Consider the following 20,155-nt stretch of genomic DNA (forward strand, 5'->3'; position numbering starts at 1 on the left):
TGACGAAACGGGAACTGTCTCGATTCAGAAGGCTGTTGCGGAGCCGGTTCCGCCCAATACGTTGGCGCTCGCAACATTCACCCGTTCGTGATCATGCGAGCGGTCCACAACGTCGTGGAGGGAGACCCCGATGGGGGCACGGAACACGGGGCGCGGTCCCCGGCTGCGTCGGGCGGTCGCGGCGGCGGGCCTCGGCCTGCTGCTGGCCGTCGCGGGCTGCGGACAGAACAGCGCGGGCGGCGGCGACGACACCGCCGGCGGTGGCTCCGGCGGGTCCGGCGGCGGGGTGAAGGTCGGGGTGATCCTCCCCGAGACCGACTCCTCGGCCCGCTGGGAGGGCTTCGACAAGCCCATGCTGGACGCGGCGCTGCGCGCCGAGGGCATGGACCCCGACATCCAGAACGCCCAGGGCGACGAGCAGAAGTTCTCCACCCTGGCCGACGGCATGATCTCCAGCGGTGTCAAGGTCATGATCATCGCCTCGATCAGCAGCGACGGCGGCACCGCCGTCGCCCAGAAGGCGAAGGCCCAGGGCATCCCGGTCATCGACTACGACCGGCTCAACCTCGGCGGCGTCAGCGACTACTACGTCTCCTTCGACAACGAGAAGGTCGGCGCCCTGCAGGGCGAGGGCCTGGTCCAGGGCATCGGCAACAAGCCGGGCGCCCAGGTCATCGAGATCGAGGGCGCGCCGACCGACAACAACGCGACCCTGTTCTACAACGGCCAGCAGACCGTGCTGAAGCCCAAGTACGAGTCCGGGGCCTGAAGCTCGTGCAGAGCCAGAAGATCGACAAGTGGGACAACCAGGTCGGCGGCACCACCTTCGAGCAGATCCTCACCGGCAACGGCGGCAAGGTCGACGGCGTCGTCGCCGCCAACGACGGCCTCGCCGGCGCCATCGTCACGGTGCTGGCCAAGTACGGCCTGAACGGCAAGGTCGTGGTCACCGGCCAGGACGCCACCGCCGACGGGCTCGCCGCGATCCTGCGCGGGGACCAGTACATGACGGTGTTCAAGCCGATCGAGCAGGAGGCGCAGGCCGCCGCGAAGCTCGCCGGTGCCCTGGCCAAGGGCGACACCGCGGCCGCCGACGGCGTCGCCACCCAGACGGTCGAGGACCCGAAGGGCAACCGTGACGTCAAGTCGCTGCTGCTCGAGCCGCAGCTGATCACCAAGGACTCGGTCAAGAAGGTCACCGACGCCGGCTACGTCAAGGCCTCGGAGATCTGCAACGCCGAGACCCAGGCCGCCTGCGGCCAGCTCGGCATCAAGTAGGACCCGCAGCCGGTCCGGGCCGCGGCGGTGATCCCGCCGCGGCCCGGCCGGCGCCCACGTGGAAGGTGCCCGAAGTGGCCGACCCCATCCTCTCCCTGCGCGGTGTGTCCAAGAGCTTCGGCGCCGTGCAGGTCCTGCACGACGTCGACCTGACCGTGCGCGCCGGCGAGGTCACCGCGCTCGTCGGCGACAACGGCGCGGGAAAGTCCACCCTGGTCAAGTGCGTCGCGGGGATCCACCCGATCGACTCCGGCGAGGTGCTGTTCGAGGGGGCTCCGGTGACCGTCGCCGGCCCGTCGGACGCCGCCAAGCTCGGCATCGAGGTCGTCTACCAGGACCTCGCGCTCGCCGACAACCTCGACATCGTCCAGAACATGTTCCTCGGCCGCGAGCGCGGGCGCTCCTGGATGCTCGACGAGGGCTCGATGGAGCAGGCCGCCCGCGACACCCTCGCGTCGCTCTCGGTCCGCACCGTCACCTCGGTCCGGACCCCGGTCGCGTCGCTGTCCGGCGGGCAGCGCCAGACCGTCGCCATCGCCAAGGCGGTGCTCTGGGACTCGCGCGTCGTGCTGCTCGACGAGCCGACCGCGGCGCTCGGCGTCGCCCAGACCCGTCAGGTGCTCGACCTCGTGCGACGGCTGGCCGAGCAGGGCCTCGGCGTCGTGCTCATCAGCCACAACATGGCCGACGTCTTCGAGGTGTCCGACCGGATCGCCTGCCTCTACCTCGGCCGGATGGTCGCGCAGGTCCCGACCCGCGAGGTCACCCACTCCGACGTCGTCCAGCTCATCACCGCGGGCCGCTCCGGCGAGCTCGGGCTGCCGCGGCCCGAGCAGGCGGTGTCCTGATGGCCCCCCACCCCGACCCGTCCGGCCCGGCCGGCCCGGGAGGAGACACCGTGACCGAACGGACGCCCGCGCCCGAGCAGGAGCAGAGCGCGGCCCGCCGGGCGAACCCCGCCAACCGGGCCGCCGACTTCGGCATCGACACCACCGCCCGCACCACCCGCGAGGCGATCACGGCCTACCTGCGCGGGCTGCGCGGCGGCGACCTGGGCTCGCTGCCCGCGCTGCTCGGCCTGGCCGCGCTGTTCGTGCTGTTCAGCGTGCTCGACTCGGGCGGCACGTTCCCGAGTCTGCTCAACCTCGCCAACCTGCTCCAGCAGGGCGCCGGTCCGACCATCATCGCGATGGGCCTGATGTTCGTGCTGCTCACCGGGGAGATCGACCTGGCCGCCGGCACGGCGTCCGGGCTGGCCGCGGCGCTGATGGCGCTGCACCTGATGAGCGACGGCAACGTGCTCGGCGCCACCGGCACCACCGTGTTCGTCCTGCTGGCGGCGGTCATGCTGGCCGGTGCCGTGCTCGCGGCGCTGGTCCGGGTGTGGGCCGGGTCGGTGATCAGCCTGCTCACCGCGGTCGTGCTCGTGATCGGGGTCCCGGCGAACGCGTTCACCGTGATGGGGCTCGCCGTCGGCGTCGGGGTGGTGATCGGCTGCCTCACCGGGTTCCTCGTGGCCCGGATCGGGATGCCGTCGTTCGTCGTGACGCTGGCGTTGTTCATCACGTGGCAGGGGGTGATCCTGCAGCTCATCGGGGACGGCGGCACCATCGCGCTGCGCGACCCCTTGATCAACGCGGTGGCGAACGGCAATCTCTCGGTCACGGCGTCGTGGGTGCTGTTCGTGGTCGTCGCCGGTGGCTACGCGCTGGTCCAGACGGTCCGGCTGCGGACCCGGCTGCGCAGCGGGCTGGTCGCGCCGCCGACGGGGCTGGTCGCGTTGAAGATCGGAGCGGTGGTGGTGCTCGGCGGCCTGGTGACGTTCGCGCTGGTCCAGGACCGTTCGCCGGGCGTCATCGCGATCGCCGGGGTGCCCTACGTCGTCCCGATCGTGCTCGTCCTGCTGGTGCTCGGCACCTGGGTGCTCGACCGGACCCGGTTGCCGCCACGTCTACGCCGTCGGCGGCAACCGGGAGGCCGCGCGCCGGGCCGGCATCGACGTCGCCCGCATCCGGGCGTCGGTGTTCGTTATCTCCACCGCCTTCGCCGCGATCGGCGCGATCGTCTACTCGTCGAAGATCGGGTCGGTGAACCCGGCGGCCGGTGGCGGCAACACCCTGCTGTTCGCGGTCGGCGCCGCGGTCATCGGCGGCACCTCGCTGTTCGGCGGACGCGGCCGGATCAGCAACGCCGTCATCGGCGGCACGGTGCTGGCCACGGTGCAGAACGGTCTCGGCCTGCTCAAGCAGCCCGCCGCCGTCGTGTTCGTGGTGACCGGCCTGGTGCTGCTGCTCGCGGCCGGTGTCGACGTGGCGTCCCGGCGCCGGGCGGCGGCCACCGGCCGGTGACATGACCCAGCCCGGATCGGGGACCCGACCCGACGACGCGCGCCGGCACAACCGGGCCGTCCTGTTGCGTCGGCTGCACGTCGAGGGACCCTGCACCCGCGCGACGCTGGCCGGCGAGCTCGGCCTCAACCGCAGCACGATCAAGGCGGTGGTGGACGGGCTCGCCGAGGCCGGCGTCGTCACCGAGGCCGTCCCGGCCCGGCGCTCGGGGGCCGGACGGCCGTCGCTGCTGGTGCTGCCAGACCCGCAGGCGGCGGTGGTGCTCGCCGTCGACATCCGGGTCGAGCAGGTGGCGCTGGCGATGGTCGGCATCGGCGGACAGATCCTCGGGCGGCACAGCTGGAACCTGCACCGCACCACCCGGCTGCCCGGCGAGGTGATCACCCACCTCGCCGAGTCCGCCGCCCTGCTCCGCGACGAGCTGGGCGTCGCCGAGCAGGCGGTCGGGGTGTCGGTGCCCGGCGTCGTCCGGCGCTCCGACGGCTTCGTGCACGAAGCACCCAACCTCGGCTGGCGCGACGTCGATCTGGGCACCCGACTCGCCGCCGTCCTGGCCCGGCCGGTGCAGGTCGCCAACGACGCCGAGGCCGGAGCGCTCGCCGAGCACCTGCGCGGGATCGGCCGCGATGTCGCCGACATGGTCTACCTGTCCGCCGACGTCGGGGTGGGCGGCGGTGTCGTGTCCGGCGGGACGCCGCTGCGCGGCACCGGCGGCTACGTCGGCGAGCTCGGGCACCTCATGGTCCGACCGGACGGGCGGGAGTGCTTCTGCGGCTCGCACGGCTGCTGGGAGACCGAGGTCGGCGAGCCCGCGCTGTGCCGCGCGCTGGGGCTGCCCGAGGACACCCCGCGCGGGGTGCTCGTCGCCGAGCTGCGCGACCTGGCCGCGGTACCGGGCGGGCCGACCGGCTGCTGGCGGACTACGCCGGATGGATGACCGCCGGGCTCGTCACGGTGGTGAACATGCTGGCCCCGGAGCTCGTCGTGCTGGGGGACCTGTTCGGGGCGCTGCCGCCGTCGGTGGTCGACCGGGTCGGCTCCGAGCTGCGCCGGCGCAGCCTGGTCAGCCGGGCCACGGGCGGGACCCGGCTCGCGGTGTCCCCGCTCGGCCGCGACGGCGCGCTGGTCGGCGCGGCCGAGATCGCGTTCGAGCCGGTACTGGCGGCGGTCTGACGCCGTGCCGGGGCCGGCCCGGCACCACGGCCGGCGGCCCGCGGGCTCAGGCCAGATGGCCGGCCAGCTCCGGCAGCGCGCCGACGGTGAAGGTCGGCGGGGTGAGGTACCCGGGCCAGGTGTCGCCGTGGCGGTCCAGCCAGGCCGTCGCCATCCCGACCCGGGCGGCGCCGTGCAGGTCCCACGGGTGCACCGCGACCATCACCGCCTCGCCCGCGTCGACCCCGCAGGCCCGCAGCGCGTACCGGTAGGACTCCGGCGCCGGCTTCCAGATCCCGGCGTCCTCGACCGACAGCACGGCGTCGAACTGCTCCCGCAGGCCGTGCTCGCCGAGCAGTCGCTCGGCCACCGACGCGGCGCCGTTCGACAGCGTCACCAGCCGCAGCCCCGCGGCCCGCAGCGCCGCGACCCCGCCGTGCACGTCGTCGTGCACCGGCAGTTCCAGGAACCCCTCGACGACGTGCCGCGCGCCCGCCTCGGGGTCGGTGACCCCGTGTCGGCGCAGCAGCCCGGTCGCGGTCGCCGTCGCCAGCTCGGCGAAGGTCGTCAGCTCCCCGCCCGCGGCCTGCGCCATGCCCTCGCGCAGGGTCGCGGCGAACCACAGGGGCCCGAGCGACTCCGGTGCGCCCAGCGCGGCGAACCGGGCCCCCATGGGTGTCAGGTCCGACAGGGTCTCGTTGACGTCGAACACCACGGTCGTGATCGCCATCCCCCTACCCTGACGGGTGTGAGTGCTCCCCGCACGGTGCTGGTCCTCGGCGGTACGACCGAGGGCCGTGCCGCGGCCGCCGCGCTGGCCGTCCGTGACGACGTCCGGGTCGTGTCGTCGCTGGCCGGGGCCGTGCGCAGCCCGGCCCTGCCCGACGGCGAGGTCCGGATCGGCGGGTTCGGCGGTGCCGACGGGCTGGCCGCGCACCTGCGTGCCGAGCGGGTGGCGGCGGTGCTCGACGCCACCCATCCGTTCGCGTCGACGATGACCGCGAACGCGGCCGCCGCCTGCGCGGGCACCGGGGTGCCGCTGGTCGTGCTGCGCCGGCCGGGCTGGACGCCCGGGCCGGGGGACCGGTGGCACCGGGTCCCCTCGGTCGCCGCCGCGGCGGCCGCCCTGCCCGACCTGCTCCCCGGCCCCGCCGGGCGGGTCCTGCTCACGACCGGCCGCGGGGGACTGGCGCACTTCGCCGATGTCGACGCGGCGTTCTGGATCCGGGCGGTCGACCCGCCCGACGGCCCGCTGCCCGCCCGGCACGAGCTGCTGCTCGACCGGGGCCCGTTCGCCCTCGACGACGAGCGCGCCCTGTTCGACGCCGTCGTCCCGCACGTGCTGGTCACCAAGGACTCCGGCGGCGCGGCGACCGCGCCGAAGCTCGCCGCGGCCCGGGAACGCGGGGTGGCGGTCCTGCTCGTCGACCGGCCGCCGCTGCCCGGTGGGGTCGCGGTGGAGTCCACGGTGGAGGCGGCTCTGGCCCGGCTGCTCGGGGACTGATCACCAGGGGCCCGGCTCGCCCGTCCAGTCGACGAAGGTGCCGGTCGGGCCGCCGTCGGGGGCCAGCAGGAGCCGCACCGCGCCGGCGGCGGCCTCGGCCGGGTCCCCGGCGGACGTGGCCGCGCGGGCGTTGAGGTTGGTCGCCCGCAGCCCCGGGGCCAGCGCGTTCACCGCGATCCCGGCGTCGGCGAGCGACTGGGCGTAGGACACGGTGAGCGCGTTCAGGGCCGTCTTCGACGATCGGTAGGCCGCCGCGCCCCCGCCCGAGCGGTGGTCGAACTGCCGGTTCGGGCCGGTGCTCCAGGTCAGCGACCCGGTCCCGCTGGAGACGTTGAGGATCCGTGGATGAGCCGAGCGCCGCAGCGCGGGCAGGAACGCGTTGGTCACAGTGACGACGCCGAACACGTTCACCTCGTAGACCCGGCGCAGGTCCTCGGCGGTCGACTCCGGGGCCGTCGCGAACGAGTCGCCCACCCCGGCGTTGTTCACCAGCAGGTCCACCCGTTCGACGGCGGCGGCCGCCGCCGCGACCGAGGCCGCATCGGTCACCTCCAGCGCGAGCGGCCGGGCGCCCGCACCGAGTGCGGCGACCGCGTCGGCACCGCGGGCGGCGTCGCGCGCCCCGACGTACACGGTGAGTCCCGCGGCCAGCAGCCCGCGGGCGATCTCGTACCCGATCCCGCTGTTCGCGCCGGTGACGACGGCGACGTCGCCCGCACCCGGTCCGGTCGGCTCGGTCATGACGGCCTCCATCTCGATCTCCAACTCCAACGATGGCGTTGGAGATGAGCGTACGCCCCTTCGCTACCGTGCGGCCATGGCCTGGGACACCGAGGGGACGCGACGCCGGCTGAAGGACGCGGCCACCGCCGAGTTCGCCGAGCGCGGCCGCGAGGGCACGAAGATGAGCCGCATCGCCGCCCGGGCCGGGATCAACAAGGAGCGCCTCTACAGCTACTTCGGCGACAAGCAGGCACTCTGGGACCTCGTGCTGGCCGAGCAGCTCGAGCTGCTCGCCGCCGGCGTCCGCGCGACCGGGACCGGCCTCGACGACGTCGGCGAGTTCGCCGGGGCCACGTTCGACCACCACGCCGACCACCCGGTGCTCGCCCGGCTGCTGCAGTGGGAGGGGCTGGACGCCACCGGACACGTCGCCGGGCGCCCGGGGCGCAGCCGGCACTACCGGGAGAAGGTCGAGCGGTTCGCGGCCGCGCAGCGCGCCGGGACGATCGACGACGGCCTCGACCCGGCCCATCTGGTGTTCGCGCTGATCGCGCTGGCCGCCTGGTGGCACACGGTGCCCCAGCTCGCCTCGATGGTGACCGGTGCCGAGCCCGGTGACCCGGCCGAGCGGGCCGCGCGCCGTGCCTTCGTCGTGGAGGCCGCCCGGCGCCTCGCCGCGCCGCGGCGGTCCCCGGACGAGGTGCCCGGCCCGGATCGGGGGTAGCGGCCGGCCCATCGGTCGCGCGTCGTCCGTCGGGGCATCCGGAACCCGGGGGCTGCCGGAACCCGGGGGAGGCCGGAACGTGGGCACGCCGTACCCGGGGCGGACCGGGCCCCGGAACAGGCCGGGACTCAGGGCAGGCCGACGAGGATCCCGCCCGGTTCCGGGGCCGCGGCCAGCGCCCCGGCGAGCGCCTCCAGCCCGGTCCGCCGGGTCACCAGCAGGCCCGGGTCGAGTCGGCCCTCGGCGACGAGCGCCATCAGCTCCGGGTAGTCCGCGGCGGCCATGCCGTGGCTGCCGGTGACGGTGAGCTCGTGCGCGATCATCAGCGGCACCGGCACCACCGGCTCCCGGGCGAGCAGGCCGACCTGCACCAGCGTCCCCTGCCGGCGCAGCGACCGGACGCCGAGGTCCAGGGCGTCCGCCCGGCCCGCGGCCTCCACCGCGAGGCGGGCGCCGCCGTCGCCGACGGCCTCGCGGACCGCGTCCGGGCCGAGGGCGGTGTCCACCGCCGCCACCGCGCCCAGCTCGACCGCCCGGGCCCGGGCCGCGGGCGAGGGGTCCGCGACGATCGACTCGGCGCCCAGCGCCGCCGCGATCAGCACCGCGGCCAGGCCGACCCCGCCCGCGCCGAGCACGAGGACCCGCTCCCCGGCGACCAGCCCGCCGCGCCCGACCAGCGCCCGGTGCGCGGTGGCGACCCGGCAGCCGAGCAGCGCGGCCCCGGCGGCGTCGGCGTCGTCGGGGACCGGCACCAGGTTGTGGTCGGCATGGTGCAGCGCGACGAGCTCGGCGAAGGAGCCGTCGTGGGTGAAGCCGGGCTGCTGCTGGTGCGGGCAGACCTGTGCGCGGCCCGCCCGGCAGTCCGGGCACACACCGCAGCCGCAGACGAACGGCGCCGTGACCCGGTCACCGGCCCGGAACCGGGTGACCCCGGTGCCGGTCGCGACCACGCGCCCGACCAGCTCGTGGCCGGGGACGTGGGGGAGCGTCACGTCGCCGTCGTGCCCGGCCCAGGCGAAGCGGTCGCTGGCACACAACCCGGTCGCCTCCACCCGCACGACCACCCCGCCCGCGGGCGGCGTGGGGTCCGGCAGGTCGACGACCTCGGGTGGCGCACCGAACGCGGTGATCCGTACTGCTCGCATGGAGGGGATCCTTCCAGGCTCGATATGCTCGCCGTCCGAGGGAAAGAGGTGGTGCGGTGTACGCCGCGATCCTGTTCGACATGGACGGCACCCTGGTGGAGTCCGACGAGGCGGTCGCCCGGTCCTGGGCCGCCTGGGCCCGCGAGTACGGCGTCGCCGAGGCCGACCTGGTCCGCGTCGCGCACGGGGTGCCGAGCGACGGCACGATCCGGCTGCTGCGCCCGGACCTCACCGGTGCCGCGCTCGACGCGGCCGCGGCCCGCCAGCTCGAGCTGCAGTACGACGACCTCGACGACGTCGTCGCGCTGCCCGGCGCGCACGCGCTGCTCGCCGCCCTCGACGCGGCGCGGATCCCGTGGGCCGTCGTGACCAGCGCGGACCGGCGGCTCGCCGAGGCCCGCCTCGGCGCCGCCGGGATCGTCGCACCGGTGCTCGTTGCCCGCGACGACGTGCGGCACGGCAAGCCGGACCCGGAGGGCTACCGCGCCGCGGCGGCCGAGCTCGGGGTGGACCCGGCCACCTGCCTCGTCGTCGAGGACGCGCAGGCCGGGCTCGACGCGGGCCGGGCCGCCGGCGCGGCGACCGCGGCGCTGCGGGGACTCGACGGGGACCTGCGACTCTCCGGGCTGGCCGAGCTCACGGCCCTGCTGGGGCTCGCGGACGCGGTCAGACCGGGCGGCTCATGACGGTCAGCCCCGGACCGGGCACGCCGTCGGCGACGAACCCGGTCCGGAGGTAGAACGCGATCGCGCGGGCGTTGTCCGGCTCCACCTTCAGCGACAGCGTGCGCGACCCGTTCTCGCGAGCGACGGCGGTGACCGCGTCGACCAGCGCGTCGGCCACCTCGGTGCTGCGCAGGTCGGGGTGCACCCACATGCCGTACAGCAGGCCGTCGCCGTCGTCACCGGCCCGCCAGCACGCGGTGCCGACCGGGCGGTCGCCGTCGAAGGCGGCGAAGCGGACGTGCTCGGTCAGGACCACCCGCCAGGCGGCCGGTTCGAGGGCGGCCTGCTCGCGGTAGAAGTCGCTGTCCTCACCGAACCCGTCCCGCACCGACGCGAGGCGGGCCACGCGGGCCTGCTCCCAGTCGTCGGGCCCGAATCGCCACACCCGCAGTTGCACGGCGTGACGCTAGCGCGGAACCGGCATCCGTCAGGATGTCGTCAACGAGCCGATGTGATCAGTCGGTCGTCGTGCCGCCGGGGCCGTAGTGCCGGGGGGTGAACACGACGGTCGTGCCGCCGCGCTCGACCGCCCGGGTCGTCGACGAGCCGACGACCACCAGGGTCCGCATGTCCACCTGCTCCGGGTCCAGCTCGCCCAGCGTGGTGACGACGACCCGCTGCCCGGCGCCGCCGACGTCGCGGCCCAGCACCACCGGCGTGTCCGGGGCGCGGTGCTCCAGCAGTACGTCGCGGGCCGCCCCGACCTGCCACGGCCGGGCCTTCGAGCGCGGGTTGTAGATCGCGATCGCCAGGTCGGCCGCGGCCACGGCACGCAGCCGGTCCGCGACGACGTCCCACGGCTTGAGCCGGTCCGACAGCGAGATCAGGGCGTGGTCGTGCCCCAGCGGGGCGCCGACGGCAGCCGCCACGGCCTGCGCCGCGGACATGCCGGGCAGCACCCGGACCGGGACGTCGTGGTACTTCGGCTCCGCGGCCACCTCCAGCACCGCGGTCGCCATCGCGAACACCCCCGGGTCCCCGGCGGAGACGACGGCGACCCGCCGGCCCGAGGCGGCGAGGTCCAGCGCGTGCGCCGCCCGCTCGGACTCGACCCTGTTGTCCGAGGCGTGCCGGGTCTGACGCGGGTTCGGCGGCACCCGGTCCAGGTAGGGGCCGTAGCCGACGAGGTCGTCCGCCTCGGACAGCGCGCGGGCGACCTGCGGGGTCAGCCAGTCCCGCCCGGCGGGCCCGGTCCCGACGACGACGACCTCACCCGGCCCGCGCACCGACCGCTCCTCGGCCGCCGCGCCCCCGCGCTCCGCGACGGACGCGACGGCCTCCTCGGGCACCGATGCGGCGACCTCGCCGGGCACCAGGGTGATCGCGAAGTAGGGCACGTCCGAGGGGTCCACGTCGGACAGTGCCCCGGTCCGCTGCCCCTCCATCGTCGCCCGCTCGACGTAGCGGGCCCGGTCGAGCACGCCGGCGTCGGCCATCGCCCCGCGGACCGCGGTGAAGGTGCGCCCGAGCTTCATCACCGCCGCCGAGTCGGTCCCCGCGAGCCGCCGGGCCAGCTCCTCACGGGGCAGCGTGCCCGGGAGCACGGTGAGCACCTCGTCGCGCTCCACCAGCGGCTGCCCGATCGCCGCGGCCGCACCGCTGATCGAGGTGACGCCCGGCACGACCTCGGTGGGATAGCGCCCCGCCAGGCGCTTGTGCATGTGCATGTAGGAGCCGTAGAACAGCGGGTCGCCCTCGGCGAGCAGCACGACGTCGCGGCCCGCGTCCAGGTGCGCGGCGAGCCGGGCGGCGGCCTCGGCGTAGAACGCGTCGATCGCGCCCTGGTAGCCGCCGGGGTGGTCGGTGGCCTCGGTGGTGACCGGGTAGACCAGTGCCTCCTCGATCGCGGTCCCCGACAGGTGCGGCTCGGCGATCCGCCGCGCGATGGAGCGGCCGTGCCGCGCGGAGTGGTAGGCGATGACGTCGGCGTCGCGGACGAGCCGGGCGGCCTTGATCGTGGTCAGCTCGGGGTCGCCCGGACCGAGGCCGACGCCGTAGAGGGTGCCCGTCACGCCGTGCTGCGCGTTCACGCGATGATCTCCTGTTCGTGGGCCAGCGCGTTCAGCGCCGCCGCGGTGATCGCCGACCCGCCACGACGGCCGTGGACGACGAGGTGCTCCAGGTCGGTCCGCTCGGACAGAGCCACCTTGGACTCGGCGGCACCGATGAACCCGACCGGGATGCCGATGATCGCGGCCGGGCGGGGTGCGTCGCCCCGGTCGATGAGGTCCAGCACGTGGAACAACGCGGTCGGGGCGTTCCCGATCGCGACCACCGCGCCCTCGAAGCGGTCGGCGAGCAGCTCCAGCGCGGCCGCGGACCGGGTGTTGCCGATCCGGCGCGCGTGGTCGGGGACCCGGGCGTCGCGCAGCAGGCAGAGCACCTCGTTGTCCGCGGGGAGCCGGGCGGCGGTCACCCCGGAGGCGACCATCATCGCGTCGCACAGGATCGGGGCACCGGCCCGCAGCGCGGAGCGGGCGGCCGCGACGACGCCGTCGGAGGCGGCGATGTCGTCGACGAGGTCGACCTGGCCGCAGGCGTGGATCATGCGGACGGCGATGTCGTCGACACCGGGCGGGAGCCCGGAGAGATCGGTCTCCTCGCGGATCGTCGCGAACGAGCGGCGGTAGATCTCGTTGCCGTCGGTGATGTAGTCGTACCCGCTCAGCGGAGCTCCTCGGTCGTGATCGTGCGTCCGTCGATGACGTAGGTGTCGCGCCCGGTGGCGACCGCGTCGCGGTGCGCCGTGTGCGGGGCGCCGCAGCGCCGGCCACAGCCGACGACGTGCACCGCGTCGGGCCCCGCGCCCGCCCGCGGCCCGCCCCGCGCGATCAGCACGAGCGCGTGCGCGCGGACGTCGGCCAGGGACTTCGCGCATCCCGGAGCGCCCGCGCAGGCACTGACCCGCACTGCCGGGTGGCCGGGGTCGACGACGAGCCCCGCCGCCGCCAGCCGGGCTGCGGCACCGGGTGCGGGGGTGGGCAGGACCAGGGTGCGCCACGGGGTGACCAGCAGCTGCGGGGCCGACTCGGCCAAAAGGTCCAGCTGCCCGGCCGACAGCTCCCCGAGCACCGGCGCGACCCCCAGCGCACCGCCACCCAGCGCTCCGACGAGCACCGGGCCGGGACCCCCGGGCGTGCTGTCGTCGAGCCCCGGACCGGGGGAGGACACCGACCGGTGTCCGCGCAGCCGGGCCGCCACCCCGGTCGCGGCGCCGGGCAGCTCCGCGGCGCGCCAGGCCCGCGCGGACGGGTCGGCGGCGTGCTCGGCCCGCAGGTCGAGGAACGCCGCGGCCGCGTCGAGCAGCAGCGCGGGCGCCTCGGCGGGGGAGCAGCACCGGCCGGTCGGGACGCCCGCCACGAGGAGCTCGCCCGACTCGGGGCCCCGTGCCCGCCAGCACAGGTCGGCACGCTCGGCGGCGACGTCGCCGCGGCCGTCGTCGAGGGCGAACAGGAACCGGCCGGGCAGCGCCGACAGCGCGGGGCGCGCGCACAGGCCGCGGTCGAGCGCGGTGGCCAGACCCCGGACGTCGGCAAGACCCCCGGCGAGCCCCGAGAGCGGGGAGGCCAGCACGTTGCGGACCCGCTCGTGGGTGGTCGACGGCAGCAGCCCGGCCACGGTCAGCCGCTCCACCGGGCGCGGGGCGGCCGGGTCGAGGCCGCGCAGCTGCAGGTTCCCGCGCGAGGTCAGGTGGACGGCGCCGTCCCCGGCCTCGCGGGCAAGGGCCGCGACCGCCCGCAGCGCCGCCGCGGTGACCGTCCCGCCCGGCAGCCGGATCCGCGCCAGCGCCCCGTCCGCGGCCGCGTGCGGCGAGACGACGCCGGGACAGGCGTCGGTGCGGGTACGGGTGGTCGGCGACGGCACGCCGGACACTGTAGGCATCCGAGACCGCCGAAGGGACCTGCCGGGGCGGCGGTCACACCTCGTCAGGTGTTCAGATCACGGCAGGTACCGGCGGGCCCCGGAGTACGTCGCGTCGAACCGCACCGGGGTGACCCGGACCGGGGTGGCCGCATCGAACGCCTCGATCATCGTGCCGCCGCCGGCGTACATCGCGACGTGCGTCGCGGGGGAGTTCCAGAACAGCAGGTCACCGGGCCGCAGGTCGGCGGGGTCGCCGACCGGCCGTCCACCGCGGGACTGGTCGGAGGCGCCGCGCCCGACGGTGATCCCGTGCAGCGCGTAGGCCAGCCCGGTCAGGCCCGAGCAGTCCGGACCGAACCCGGAGCGCCCGCCCCAGAGGTACGGACGGTCCAGGAACAGCCGCGCTGTCGCGACCAGCCCCTCCCCGGTCGGAGAGGGCGGCGCCCCCGGCCGGAGGGTCTCCGCCGCCGTCCATGCCTGGTCGCCGCCGGGCAGCGCGACCCGGACCGCATCGCCCGCCTCGTCGACGACCGGCAGCCGGGTACCGACGCTGACCTCGCGCAGCCGCTCGGTGCGGGCCGCGTCGCGGTACAGCCAGGTCGTCGCGACGCCGTCGACGGTGCCGGCGGGCGCCCCCGCGGCGAGCGCGCCGAACGCGGGGTCGTCGACGAGCTGGGCCTCGGGGACCCAGCCGGGGTAGCCACGGTGGTCCTTGCCCGACGGCTGGCCGGGCACGACGACCTGCGCCCAGCCGTCGCGACGCGCGGTCACGGTCACCGGGGCGCCGAGCAGCACCTGGGTCTGGGTGCGCGAGGCGGTGGTGAGCTCGCGGCGGTCCGCGCTGCTCATCGACCCCAGCCACCCGGCCGGGTCGGCCGGGGTGGCGACGGCGGCCCGGTCCCGCGGGCGCGGACTGTCCGGTGAGGTCCACACCGTCGCGACCGACACGGCGACGAACGTCCGCCCCGGTCCTTCGGCGGCCGCGGGGACGGCGGCCGCGGGCAGGGCGGCACAACCGAGCACCGCGGCGAACAGGACGGACAGGACACGGGGCACGGCCGGGACTCTCGGCGGCGGGAGGCGTCGGGGCAAGCACCCACACCGCCGGGTCACCACGACGAGTGGGGTGGCCCCGCCCGCCGTTCACGACCCGCCTCGCAGGTCGTCGCCGGGTACCGGGAGGTGAAACGCGCGGCCCGAACGCCGTCAGCCTCTTGTCAGGTCCCCCCGCTGCTCTTAGTGTATGCGTATGCATCTCACTGAAGCGGACCTGCGGCGCATCGGGTCGCCCGTCACCGTGGCGAAGGCGCCTGCCGTCGTCGACAGCGCGGACCTGCGCGACCCGGCCGTGGTCGCCACCGTCTCGGAGATGCTGCGCACCATCTCCGCCGGCGGGATGGACGCGGTGCTGCGCTACGCCCGGGAGCTCGACGGGTTCACCGGCACCGACCTGCTCGTCGGCCCCCGCCGAGCTGGCTCGTGCCGGGGACGAGCTGCCCGCGGGCCTGCGCGAGGCGCTCGAGGCGGGCGCGGACCGGACCCGCCGGTTCGCGCGGATGCAGCGGGACCGGCTGCAGGACTTCGAGGCCGAGGTCCTGCCCGGGGTGGTGTGCGGTCAGCGTCTGATCCCGGTCGGGAACGTCGGCGCCTACCTCCCGGCGGGCCGGTTCCCGCTGCTGGCCGGCGCGTTCATGACGGTCGGGGTGGCCGGGGTGGCGGGCGTGCCGAACATCGTCGCGGCGACCCCGCCCTCGCGCGACGGGCGCCCGCACCCGGCCGTGCTCTACGCGGCGCACATCAGCGGTGCCGACGCGGTGTACGCCGTCGGCGGTGTGCAGGCACTCGCCGCCATGGCGTTCGGGCTGCTCGACGGGACGCCCTCGGACATGATCGTCGGCGCCGGCAACGCCTACGTCGCCGAGGCCAAGCGCCAGCTCTACGGGCAGGTGGGCATCGACGTGCTGGCCGGGCCGTCGGAGGTCGCGGTGATCGCCGACGACACCGCCGACGCCGCGACCGTCGCCGCGGACCTGCTGGCCCAGGCCGAGCACGGGCCGACCTCGCCCGCGTCGCTGGCCACCACCTCCGAGCGGCTGGCCGAGGAGGTCCCGCGGGAGATCGAGAAGCAGCTCGCGGGCCTGGCCACCGCGGAGATCGCCGGCGCGGCCTGGCGCGACCACGGCACGGTCTACCTGGCGCCCGACCGCGAGACCGTCGCCCGGGTCATGGACACCCTCGCTCCCGAGCACCTCGAGGTGATCGCCGAGGACCTCGACTGGTGGCTGGGGCGGCTACACAACTACGGCTCGCTGTTCCTCGGCCCGCACTCGACGGTGGCCTACGCCGACAAGGGCATGTCCGGCACCAACCACGTGCTGCCGACGACCCGGGGCGCGCGCTACACCGGCGGGCTGTCGGTGGCCGGCTTCCTCAAACAGCTGACCTACCAGCGGGCCACGCGCGAGGCGACCCGGGCCCAGGCCGAGCCGACCGTGACCGTGTCCGACTTCGAGCAGCTCGTCGGACACCGGGACAGCGCCCGCATCCGACTCGACGCGCTCAGGAGCTGAACGCGCATGCGTATGTATACACGGGGCGCGGTCGCCGGCCGCGGCGCCCGCCTGCCGGTGGTCGCGGTGGGGCTCGCCGTCGTCCTGCTGCTCGCGGGGTGCGGCGCCGGGTCGCGGACCCCGCCGCCACCGCCACGCTCGTCCCGTGTGACTTCCCGCCGCCACCGTCGTCGGTGGACGTCAACGTCCTGGCCTACAACTCCTCGGCCATCGACCCGTTCACCAACTCGATGGTGCGCAGCTGCTCCAAGGACGGGGTGACCCTGCACCATGAGCCGGTCGACTACGCGGGCCAGTCGCAGAAGACGACGGCCACCCTGGCCGGGCGCTACGGCACCTACGACATCCTCGAGACCTACGGGTTCGTCGTCCCGCAGCAGGCCTCGACCGGCAAGCTGCACCCGCTCGACGACCTGATGGCCCGCTACGGCGCGGAGCTCGGTCTGGACCGGCTCAACCCCGAGATGCGCGAGGCGCTGTCCTACGACGGGAAGCTCTACGGCATCCCGATGCAGGCCCAGACCTTCGTCATGGCCTACCGCCGCGACGTGTTCGACCGCCTCGGCATCGCCCCGCCGCGGACCTTCGCCGAGCTGCGCCCGGCCGCCGACCGCATCCAGCGCGAGGGCGGGATCCGCTACCCGCTGGCCCTGCCGCTGCTGGCGAGCTCGGACGTCGCGACCGCCTACGACGCGGCGCTGGGCTCGCTGGGCACCGACTACGTCGACCGCGACACCGGCCGCCCGAACTTCGACACCCCACAGGCCGCGCAGGCTGAAACTCGACACGGCAGCCGACCCTCTCGGGCAGCCTTCCGAACACCCACCACCGACATGCCCATGTACTCGGCAGCTCGCGCTATACGCATCTAAAGCAGTATGAGCTAGTACCGGATACTTTGTCAACAGTCGATGAGCCTTCACCGAGCTGCGGTCGCTGCTGCCGTTCATGGACCCGCAGGTGACGACGTTCGCCCAGCCCGCGGTGCAGCAGCAGATGTACAACGGCTCGGCCGCGATCGCGATCATGTTCAGCGGCCGCATGTTGGATCTCACCGACCCCGCCAACAGCCGGTTCGCGACCGACTTCGCGTTCGCCCCGCCGCCGTCGGTCGCCGGCGGGGACGTCCTCTACAACGCCCTGTCGGTGGACGGCTGGGTCATCCCGGAGAACACCGAGGTGGACAAGGACCTGCTGTTCCGGCTGGTCGCCGCCTCGGTGGGCGAGGAGGCGTCGCGGGCCGCGGTGCCGGCGGCCTTCCCGGCCCGCGAGGGCAGCGTGACGCCGGCGAGCAGCCCGTTCGCGCCGGCGCAGCTGACCGCGCTGGGGAAGGCCCCGCCGCCGGAGCCGTCCCCGTGGACCTCCCGGATCAGCAACGAGACCCGCCCGGTCGTCGCCGACGTGCTGGCCGGCCGGACGACGATCCCCGACGGTCAGCGGCAGATGCAGGAGATCGCGACCGCGATCGTCGCCGAGTACCGGCGCTGACCCCCCTTCCCACCACCCACGAGAGCGAGGTGAGGCGATCATGCGCAGGCGCGAGTTCCTGGGCTGGTCTCCCCGAGCCTGCTGGTGATGCTCGGCCTGCTGCTGTTCCCGCTCTACAAGACGGTGGAGTGGAGCCTGCAGCGGGTCAACTACGGCGAACCCGGCACCTTCCTCGGCCTGGACAACTACGCCCAGGCCCTGTCCGACCCCCGGCTCGGGCGGGCCGTGCTGTTCACCGTCGGCCTGACCGTCGCGGTCGTCGCCGTCCTGCTGGTCGGGGGCTACCTGCTCGCCGTCCTGGTCAACGGGCTCGGCCGGTCCCGCCCCTGGGTCCTCGGCGTGCTGCTGGTCTCCTACGTCGTGCCCAACGTCGTCGGCGCCACGATGTTCTCCTGGCTGTTCGACTCCAACTTCGGCGGCGTCGTCGACTACCTGATCACCGAACTCACCGGGGCCGAGATCCTTTGGTTCACCGAGCCGTGGGCGAACCGGGTCATGATCGGGCTCGACACGGTCTGGTTCATGCTGCCGTTCGCCATGCTGGTGATCCTCGCCGGGCTGCAGGGCGTGCCGGGGGAGATCGTCGAGGCCGCCCGGATCGACGGAGCGACCGGCTGGCGGGTGCACTGGCACGTGATCGTGCCGAGCATCCGGGGCGTCCTCACCTTCGTCTCGATCATCTCGATCATGGACGTGCTGCGGACGTTCGACCAGCTCGTCCCGCTCTCGCCGCAGGCACCGCAGATCGGCAACGAGTCGATCATGCTCTACATCTACAACATCGCCTTCCAGGACGGCGGCCAGCAGCTGGGGCTCGGCAGCGCGATCAACGTGCTGCTCATCGTCCTGATCGTGCTGCTGCTCTCCCCGTTCATCCGGGACATGGCCAAGGAGGCCCGCCAGTGACCAGCGTGCAGACCACCCCGCCGGCCACCACCGCCCCCGGCCCGTCCGACGGTGCCGGCCCCGCCCGGGCCCGCCGCCGCCCGCGGGGGAGGAGCGTGCTGGTCGGCGGCCTGCTGCTGGTGGTCTGCTGGGTGATGCTGAGCCCGGTGCTGTGGACGGCCATGTCGGTCACCAAGCCCACCGACGTCGCCTTCCTCGACCCGCCGGTGTTCACCTGGACCCCGACGTTCACCGCGTTCGTCGACCTGTGGCAGACCACCGAGTTCTACCGGTACCTGCTCAACACCCTGGTCGTCGCGCTGATCAGCACGGTGATCGCGCTGCTCATCGGCATCCCCGCCGCCTACGCGCTGTCGCGCTACCCGGGCTGGGTGTCGGTGGCCCTGCTCATCACGGCGCTGATCTTCCGTGCGCTGCCCCGCTTCGCGGTCGTGCTGCCGATGTACGAGCTGTCGCGCTCGCTGGGGATCTACGACACGACCTTCGCCGTCGCCGCCGCGCTCGTGGCGATCAACCAGCCGTTCTCGATCTGGCTGCTGCGCAACTTCTTCGCCGAGATCCCCAAGGAGCTCGACGAGGCCGCCATGCTCGACGGCTGCAGCCGCTTCCAGATCCTCTGGCGGGTCATGGTGCCGCTGATGGGCCCCGGGATCCTGACCGCGGGGATCTTCATGTTCCTGTTCGCGTTCCAGGAGTACCTGACGGCGAACGTGCTCACCGACGTCGTCGCCCGCACCGTCCCGGTGTTCATCGCCACCCAGCTCGGGCAGACCCTGCCGATGCTCCAGCAGGCGGGCGCCGCCGCGATCCTGCTGACGCTGCCGGTGATCGGGTTCGCCTTCGTCGCCCAGCGCTACCTCGTCGCCGGTCTGGGCGCGGGCTCGGTCAAGGGCTGAGCGGTGCCCGGCGTCCCGTCGTCCCCGCCGCTGGTCCTGCTGCCGGGGATGAACTGCTCGGCCCGGCTGTGGGGCCCGGCGGGGGCCGGGGCGCTGCACCCGGTCCTCGACCGGCCGACCCTCGACGAGCAGGTCGAGGCGTTGCTCGACGGGCTGCCCGCCCGGTCGCCCTCGGCGGGCTCAGCCTGGGCGGGATCGTCGCGATGGCACTGACCCGGCGGGGCCCCGGAGCGGGTCGCCGGGCTGTGCCTGATGGCGACCAACGCCCGGCCGCCGACCCCCGAACAGCGCGCCGGCTGGGACGCGGCGCTCACCCGGCTCGACGACGGCGCCCCCGCCCGGGCCCTGCAGCCGCTGGAGCTGCTGCTGCACGACCGGTCGCTCGATGCCACCGCCCTGCGGATGGCCGACGAGACGGGGGAGCGGCGCCTCGCGGCCCAGCTGCGGCTGCAGGGCACCCGCGTCGACGAGCGCCCGGCCCTGCCCGCCGTCGCGGTGCCGACCCTGGTGCTGGCCGGTGGGCAGGACCGGCTGTGCCCGGTCGAGCGGCACACCGAGATCGCCGAGCTGGTGCCGGACGCCCGGCTGCACGTGCTGCCGGGCGTCGGTCACCTGCTCCCGGTCGAGGCCCAGGACACGGTGGCGGCATTGCTGGGGGAGTGGCTGTCCGAGGTGCACGGGCGCTCCGCCCGCTGATCGCTCGCGTGTGTGATCCGGAGCCCGCGCGGTGATCCCGCGTGCGCGTGCTGATCCGCCGCCCGCGTGGTGATCCGCCGCTCGCGCGGTGATCGGCTGTTCGCGCGTGTCGGGACGCGCGCGACGACCGGCTCTG

18 protein-coding genes and 4 pseudogenes are annotated in these 20,155 nt (G+C 74.8%); 14 read left to right on the forward strand and 8 right to left on the reverse strand.

Annotated elements, in window-relative coordinates; translation table 11 throughout:
- The first annotated feature begins 130 nt into the window (after window positions 1–130).
- From KPL57_RS09340 to KPL57_RS09355, 4 genes and pseudogenes are all read left to right on the forward strand, one after another.
- Window positions 131–1,278 (forward strand): annotated as a pseudogene (locus KPL57_RS09340) (sugar ABC transporter substrate-binding protein).
- Between the two features lie 74 nt (window positions 1,279–1,352).
- Window positions 1,353–2,126 carry an ATP-binding cassette domain-containing protein gene (locus tag KPL57_RS09345; protein ID WP_020626774.1) on the forward strand — a complete coding sequence of 258 codons (774 nt, stop codon included), beginning with the start codon at window positions 1,353–1,355 and terminating at the stop codon, window positions 2,124–2,126.
- Window positions 2,126–3,626, forward strand: a pseudogene (locus KPL57_RS09350) (sugar ABC transporter permease). Before KPL57_RS09345 ends, KPL57_RS09350 begins: the two are co-directional and overlap by 1 nt.
- Window position 3,627: 1 nt before the next feature.
- Window positions 3,628–4,799, forward strand: a pseudogene (locus KPL57_RS09355) (ROK family protein).
- A gap of 46 nt (window positions 4,800–4,845) precedes the next feature.
- Here the strand turns inward: KPL57_RS09355 and KPL57_RS09360 are convergent.
- Window positions 4,846–5,508, reverse strand: a complete 663-nt coding sequence (locus KPL57_RS09360; RefSeq protein WP_226351260.1) for a haloacid dehalogenase type II — start codon at window positions 5,506–5,508, stop codon at window positions 4,846–4,848.
- An 18-nt stretch (window positions 5,509–5,526) separates the two neighbouring features.
- Here KPL57_RS09360 and KPL57_RS09365 point away from each other — a divergent pair, with 18 nt between their 5' ends.
- On the forward strand, window positions 5,527–6,282 hold the full coding sequence (locus KPL57_RS09365) for a cobalt-precorrin-6A reductase (RefSeq protein WP_226351261.1): 756 nt from the start codon (window positions 5,527–5,529) through the stop codon (window positions 6,280–6,282).
- Here the strand turns inward: KPL57_RS09365 and KPL57_RS09370 are convergent, their stop codons facing one another.
- On the reverse strand, window positions 6,283–7,023 hold the full coding sequence (locus KPL57_RS09370) for an SDR family NAD(P)-dependent oxidoreductase (protein WP_226351262.1): 741 nt from the start codon (window positions 7,021–7,023) through the stop codon (window positions 6,283–6,285).
- Window positions 7,024–7,099: 76 nt separating this feature from the next.
- Between KPL57_RS09370 and KPL57_RS09375 the strand changes: the two genes are divergently transcribed.
- Complete coding sequence (locus KPL57_RS09375) at window positions 7,100–7,729, forward strand: TetR family transcriptional regulator (protein ID WP_226351263.1); 630 nt, start codon at window positions 7,100–7,102, stop codon at window positions 7,727–7,729.
- A gap of 128 nt (window positions 7,730–7,857) precedes the next feature.
- Here KPL57_RS09375 and KPL57_RS66140 read toward each other — a convergent pair whose 3' ends face one another.
- A complete protein-coding gene (locus tag KPL57_RS66140) occupies window positions 7,858–8,874 on the reverse strand; it encodes an alcohol dehydrogenase catalytic domain-containing protein (protein ID WP_264197913.1) in 1,017 nt (338 codons plus the stop codon).
- Between the two features lie 56 nt (window positions 8,875–8,930).
- On the opposite strand from KPL57_RS66140, the gene KPL57_RS09395 reads away from it, so the two are divergent.
- Entirely contained in the window at window positions 8,931–9,560 is a 630-nt protein-coding gene (locus KPL57_RS09395) for an HAD-IA family hydrolase (protein ID WP_226351264.1), read from the forward strand.
- On the opposite strand, the gene KPL57_RS09400 is transcribed toward KPL57_RS09395, so the two are convergent.
- From KPL57_RS09400 to KPL57_RS09420, 5 genes are all read right to left on the reverse strand, one after another.
- Window positions 9,541–9,996 carry a GNAT family N-acetyltransferase gene (locus tag KPL57_RS09400; RefSeq protein WP_226351265.1) on the reverse strand — a complete coding sequence of 152 codons (456 nt, stop codon included), beginning with the start codon at window positions 9,994–9,996 and terminating at the stop codon, window positions 9,541–9,543. The two genes, KPL57_RS09395 and KPL57_RS09400, sit on opposite strands and share 20 nt — an antisense overlap.
- Before the next feature lie 58 nt (window positions 9,997–10,054).
- Entirely contained in the window at window positions 10,055–11,611 is a 1,557-nt protein-coding gene (locus KPL57_RS09405) for a precorrin-2 C(20)-methyltransferase (RefSeq protein ID WP_226351318.1), read from the reverse strand.
- Window positions 11,612–11,625: 14 nt separating this feature from the next.
- Entirely contained in the window at window positions 11,626–12,267 is a 642-nt protein-coding gene (locus tag KPL57_RS09410; protein WP_226351319.1) for a precorrin-8X methylmutase, read from the reverse strand.
- Window positions 12,264–13,463: a precorrin-3B synthase gene (locus KPL57_RS09415; protein ID WP_226351266.1), complete on the reverse strand. Its 1,200-nt coding sequence runs from the start codon at window positions 13,461–13,463 to the stop codon at window positions 12,264–12,266. The genes KPL57_RS09410 and KPL57_RS09415 overlap by 4 nt, the downstream gene beginning before the upstream one ends.
- Before the next feature lie 75 nt (window positions 13,464–13,538).
- Window positions 13,539–14,519 (reverse strand): C40 family peptidase, encoded by a 981-nt coding sequence (locus KPL57_RS09420; RefSeq protein WP_226351267.1) that lies wholly within the window; start codon window positions 14,517–14,519, stop codon window positions 13,539–13,541.
- A gap of 65 nt (window positions 14,520–14,584) precedes the next feature.
- On the opposite strand from KPL57_RS09420, the gene hisD reads away from it, so the two are divergent.
- The 7 genes and pseudogenes from hisD to KPL57_RS09455 form a co-directional block, all read left to right on the forward strand.
- A complete protein-coding gene (gene hisD / locus KPL57_RS09425; RefSeq protein ID WP_226351268.1) occupies window positions 14,585–16,033 on the forward strand; it encodes a histidinol dehydrogenase in 1,449 nt (482 codons plus the stop codon).
- 98 nt (window positions 16,034–16,131) lie between these two features.
- Window positions 16,132–16,905 carry an extracellular solute-binding protein gene (locus tag KPL57_RS09430; RefSeq protein ID WP_226351269.1) on the forward strand — a complete coding sequence of 258 codons (774 nt, stop codon included), beginning with the start codon at window positions 16,132–16,134 and terminating at the stop codon, window positions 16,903–16,905.
- Window positions 16,906–16,981: 76 nt separating this feature from the next.
- A complete protein-coding gene (locus KPL57_RS09435; RefSeq protein WP_226351270.1) occupies window positions 16,982–17,521 on the forward strand; it encodes an extracellular solute-binding protein in 540 nt (179 codons plus the stop codon).
- An 87-nt stretch (window positions 17,522–17,608) separates the two neighbouring features.
- Entirely contained in the window at window positions 17,609–18,427 is an 819-nt protein-coding gene (locus tag KPL57_RS09440; RefSeq protein WP_226351271.1) for a carbohydrate ABC transporter permease, read from the forward strand.
- Window positions 18,424–19,323: a carbohydrate ABC transporter permease gene (locus tag KPL57_RS09445; protein ID WP_226351272.1), complete on the forward strand. Its 900-nt coding sequence runs from the start codon at window positions 18,424–18,426 to the stop codon at window positions 19,321–19,323. Before KPL57_RS09440 ends, KPL57_RS09445 begins: the two co-directional genes overlap by 4 nt.
- A gap of 3 nt (window positions 19,324–19,326) precedes the next feature.
- The gene (locus KPL57_RS09450; RefSeq protein ID WP_226351273.1) at window positions 19,327–19,536 is read left to right on the forward strand and encodes a hypothetical protein; all 210 of its coding nucleotides are present in this window, start codon (window positions 19,327–19,329) and stop codon (window positions 19,534–19,536) included.
- Window positions 19,537–19,563: 27 nt separating this feature from the next.
- Window positions 19,564–20,019, forward strand: a pseudogene (locus KPL57_RS09455) (alpha/beta fold hydrolase); the annotation flags it as partial.
- Window positions 20,020–20,155: the final 136 nt, after the last annotated feature.

This window comes from Pseudonocardia sp. ICBG601 (assembly GCF_020496245.1).

Coding starts and splice junctions, on each gene's coding strand:
- KPL57_RS09360 (WP_226351260.1), bottom strand. CDS start 5,508: ATGGCGATCACGACCGTGGTGTTCGACGTCAACGAGACCCTGTCGGAC.
- KPL57_RS09370 (WP_226351262.1), bottom strand. CDS start 7,023: ATGACCGAGCCGACCGGACCGGGTGCGGGCGACGTCGCCGTCGTCACC.
- KPL57_RS09375 (WP_226351263.1), top strand. CDS start 7,100: ATGGCCTGGGACACCGAGGGGACGCGACGCCGGCTGAAGGACGCGGCC.
- KPL57_RS66140 (WP_264197913.1), bottom strand. CDS start 8,874: ATGCGAGCAGTACGGATCACCGCGTTCGGTGCGCCACCCGAGGTCGTC.
- KPL57_RS09435 (WP_226351270.1), top strand. CDS start 16,982: ATGGACCCGCAGGTGACGACGTTCGCCCAGCCCGCGGTGCAGCAGCAG.
- KPL57_RS09440 (WP_226351271.1), top strand. CDS start 17,609: ATGCTCGGCCTGCTGCTGTTCCCGCTCTACAAGACGGTGGAGTGGAGC.